General features: G+C 66.5%; 6 protein-coding genes. All 6 read left to right on the top strand.

Annotated elements, in window-relative coordinates; translation table 11 throughout:
* A partial coding sequence (locus NP3_RS36410; RefSeq protein WP_281197653.1) for a DNA translocase FtsK occupies nucleotides 1-792 on the top strand: 792 nt, incomplete at its 5' end.
* Entirely contained in the window at nucleotides 789-1,805 is a 1,017-nt protein-coding gene (locus tag NP3_RS36405) for a phage Gp37/Gp68 family protein (protein ID WP_063046263.1), read from the top strand. The genes NP3_RS36410 and NP3_RS36405, both read left to right, overlap by 4 nt.
* Nucleotides 1,802-2,278, top strand: coding sequence for a hypothetical protein (locus NP3_RS36400; RefSeq protein ID WP_063046262.1), 477 nt, complete (start codon nucleotides 1,802-1,804; stop codon nucleotides 2,276-2,278). Before NP3_RS36405 ends, NP3_RS36400 begins: the two co-directional genes overlap by 4 nt.
* Before the next feature lie 181 nt (nucleotides 2,279-2,459).
* On the top strand, nucleotides 2,460-2,663 hold the full coding sequence (locus NP3_RS36395) for a hypothetical protein (RefSeq protein WP_063046261.1): 204 nt from the start codon (nucleotides 2,460-2,462) through the stop codon (nucleotides 2,661-2,663).
* Nucleotides 2,660-2,971 carry a hypothetical protein gene (locus NP3_RS36390; protein ID WP_063046260.1) on the top strand — a complete coding sequence of 104 codons (312 nt, stop codon included), beginning with the start codon at nucleotides 2,660-2,662 and terminating at the stop codon, nucleotides 2,969-2,971. The genes NP3_RS36395 and NP3_RS36390 overlap by 4 nt, the downstream gene beginning before the upstream one ends.
* A 100-nt stretch (nucleotides 2,972-3,071) precedes the next feature.
* A partial coding sequence (locus tag NP3_RS50885; RefSeq protein ID WP_245721255.1) for a DUF4913 domain-containing protein occupies nucleotides 3,072-3,395 on the top strand: 324 nt, incomplete at its 3' end.

The following is a 3,395-nucleotide window of genomic DNA, read 5'->3' as shown; positions in this document are numbered from 1 at the left end:
GTCGACATCGCACCCTCCGACATCAAGAACATCCTGGCGATCTTCACCGCAGGCAAGGAGAAGAGCGACACCCCGGAATACGAGCTGCGCCTGGACATCACGAACAACCGGATCACCATCACCGACTGCTCCGGCCTGATCGACGGACACGCACTCACCGTGCCGCGCATGCCCACCGATGGCGGCACCCTGTGCACCATCCCCGGACTCATCGCCCGCCAGCACGGCAGCGATGCCACACGGCTCACCGACATGTCGGTCGGCGGTGAGATGATGGCGCGCTTCAGCGCCGCATCCAACGCCTACGGCCAGGCCCTCGACATCGAGGCGCACTCGGCCAGCCGCGCCCTGCTGATCCGTTGCGGCGAAAGCTTTCTCGGCCTGATGATGCCGCGCCAGCTCCTCGACCGCGACCGCGACGAGCGCCGCGAATGGTCCACCGGATGGGACCAGCGCCTGCCCGACATCGTCACCGCGGCCGACGCCGAGCTCATCGACCAAAACGCCCAGGTCGACATCGTCGACCTCGACGCCGACGAGATCGGCGACGACCGCGACATGTTCCTGCGCGCCGTCGATCTCGTGGTCCGCTCGCAGTTCGGCGCGGTGAGCATGCTGCAACGCCGAATGCGGATCGGATTCGCCAAGGCCACGCGCCTACTGGATCTGATGGAGCAGGCCGGCATCGTCGGCCCGAAACCCGAAGGGACCGCAGCACGCGACGTGCTCGTGCCCGCCGACCGGGTCGGAGATCTCCTCGAAGAACTGCGCAAGCAAGGCGAGCAGCAGTGAGCACGAAAATCGAATGGACCGAGGAGACCTGGAACCCGGTCACCGGCTGCACCCGCATCTCACCCGGCTGTCTGCACTGCTACATCGAGCGGCAGATGCCGATGCGGGTACAGCGCAAGCGATTCGACGGCAATCAAATCGGTGCCGTACTGCCCGTGCAGCTACACCCCGAACGGCTCCGCAAGCCGCTGACATGGCGTAAGCCGCGTCGAATCTTCGTGTGCAGCATGGCCGACCTGTTTCACGACGAGGTGCCCGACGACTACATCGCGCAGGTCTTCACCGCCATGGCGTGCGCACCGCAGCACACGTTCCAAATGCTGACCAAACGGCCAGCCCGGATGCGCGCGCTGCTTTCCTCGACCGAATTCCAGCAGGAAGTCCGCAACTTCGCCGACGTGCTTGGGCGCAAAGGGTGGGACGAGTCCTGGCCTCTCCGCAACGTGTGGGCGGGTGTCAGCGTTGAGAGCCAGCAGTGGGCGGATTTCCGCATCCCCCAACTTCTCGGCACCCCAGCAGCAGTGCGCTGGATCTCGGCCGAGCCGCTGGTCGGTCCACTCACGCTGAAACCCGAATGGCTCGCGCCTGCGGGCATCGCTTGCTGGATGCCCGGTCACGGACCAACCACCCGAGACAGCGCCGCCCTGGCCGACATCGGCCGCACCGCCCTACGCGAAATTGCCGCCGACCGCGGCACCGCACCGCCCACATATCTCGACTGGGTTGTAGTCGGCGGCGAAACCGGACCCGGCTCACGTCCGATGGATCCAGGCTGGGCGCGCGATGTCCGCGACCAATGCGCTGCCGCGGGCGTGCCGTTCTTCTATAAGCAGACCGGCGATTGGGCCCCAGCAGGATTGGGGATCGGTCAGTTCGACCTGCCCGAGCTGCTTATCGGTCCCGAACTCGACGACATGGGGCACCGGCAGATCATGCGCCGCGTCGGCAAGAAGGCCGCGGGCCGCGAGCTCGACGGCCGCACGCACGACGAGTACCCGGGGGTGGTGGCATGAAGAGACCACTGCTGACCGAAGACGAGCGCGCCCTGCTACGTCGCGTGCCCCAGCACATAGGGCACTGCATCGCCGATCCGGCTGACGGTATCGAGCACCTCCACGATTGCCACGGCAGCGGTGGAGGCGGCGGGTTCACCTATGAGCTCACCCGGACCGCGATCGTCGGGCGCTGGCACGAATGGATTCCGGTGGCCTGGGCCAAGACAGGCGATCGCCGACCCGAGGGGGAGCCGATCAGATGGCGCCAGGGCGCACTACTTCGCCAGGCGACAGTGAGCTACCACCGCCTCAACCGGTGGTGCGAATCGCTCACGGCCGAGGTACGCGCCCAGGCGTTGACCTGGTGGCGGACACATCCGGAGTGCACACGTGACCTTGCGGCCCTCAACCGGCTCACGCTGCGGCAGTTGGCCGACCCTGAACCGGCGGATCTGCTCGAGCTGCTGGAGGCGGTTGTAAAGCGCTCGTAAGGGATTTCGGGATTTCGGAGTCCGCAGCGGCGTGAACCCGCTGCGGACACGGTCTCGTCAAACACACCGAACAATCTCTAGACTTCTAACAGTTTAAACTGTTAGAGTGTTGTCAGCGGGACGGACATCGTGAACATGCCCGATCCGCCCATCACCCCCAAATGGAAAGGGTGCCACCCCGATGCAGGAACCCACCAACATCGAGTTGACTCCGGAATTCCTCGAGCGCAACCGGAAGCTGGTCGCGCAGGCCCCGGCCATGATCCAACGCAACCGCGAGCTGATCGCCCAGCTGCTTGACATGGAGTCGCAGCGCCAAGCCCGGCAGCGGCGGGAACGCGAACGCGAACGGAACCAGGCACGTAGCCGAGGGCGGCAGCGATGAGCACGACCAACACCGACCTCACCACCGCCATCACCACCCAGGCCGACGCCCTGGTAGACGCGGTGCTTTCCCTGGCCTTGGGCGCGACCTCGATGCCCGGCCGATCCATGTGGAGCTCCATGCGCGACGACGTCGAGGCCGCCGCCGGCGCGGCCGCCGAGCTCGACGAGCTGATCGACATCCAGACCCAGGGCGGCGGAGGCCCCGCCGAGGAGGGCTATACGCCCGCCGACCCAGCTGCGGTCGCGGCTGCTGTCCGGTCGCACATCCTGGCTCGTTTCGCCGAGCGCGGCTTGGCCGCTGCCTGACCACAACCATCACAGACCCCGGTGTCGCTCGGCTGCACAAGTCGGGCGGCACCGGCCACCACCTCGACCGGATGCCGCTCAGGCGAAAGGAAGGACCGCAATGCCCATCACCAGTCAGGACCTTGCCGCCGACCGCCTCGAGGCGGTGGTGCGCGCCGCTCAGGCCCGCGTCGATCGCTATCACACTCCCGAGGCTTCCAACTGGGAGACAGAACCGGCGCTGGCCATGGAGGATCTGGCCGGGATCCTGCGGGGCATCCGATTCGCGCCCGCTTTCCCGTCGCTGGGGTGGTTCGTCGACGGCTTTCTCGCCACCCATCACGCACGTCAGGTCACCGATACCAGTGAGCATGTGTGGTGCCCGGAGTGGTGGCGTCACCCCGAGGCTCTCTGGAAATTCGGCCTGCTGTGGGAGGGCTACGAA

It is taken from the genome of Nocardia pseudovaccinii NBRC 100343 (assembly GCF_001613225.1).
GTDB classification, from domain to species: domain Bacteria; phylum Actinomycetota; class Actinomycetes; order Mycobacteriales; family Mycobacteriaceae; genus Nocardia; species Nocardia pseudovaccinii.
The sequence above is the reverse complement of the archived record's forward strand: the minus strand, read 5'-3'. Positions and strand labels throughout refer to the sequence as shown.

Excerpts from the sequence above, each read along its gene's own strand:
- NP3_RS36400 (WP_063046262.1), top strand. The coding sequence starts at position 1,802 with ATGAAGAGACCACTGCTGACCGAAGACGAGCGCGCCCTGCTACGTCGC.
- NP3_RS36395 (WP_063046261.1), top strand. The coding sequence starts at position 2,460 with ATGCAGGAACCCACCAACATCGAGTTGACTCCGGAATTCCTCGAGCGC.
- NP3_RS36390 (WP_063046260.1), top strand. The coding sequence starts at position 2,660 with ATGAGCACGACCAACACCGACCTCACCACCGCCATCACCACCCAGGCC.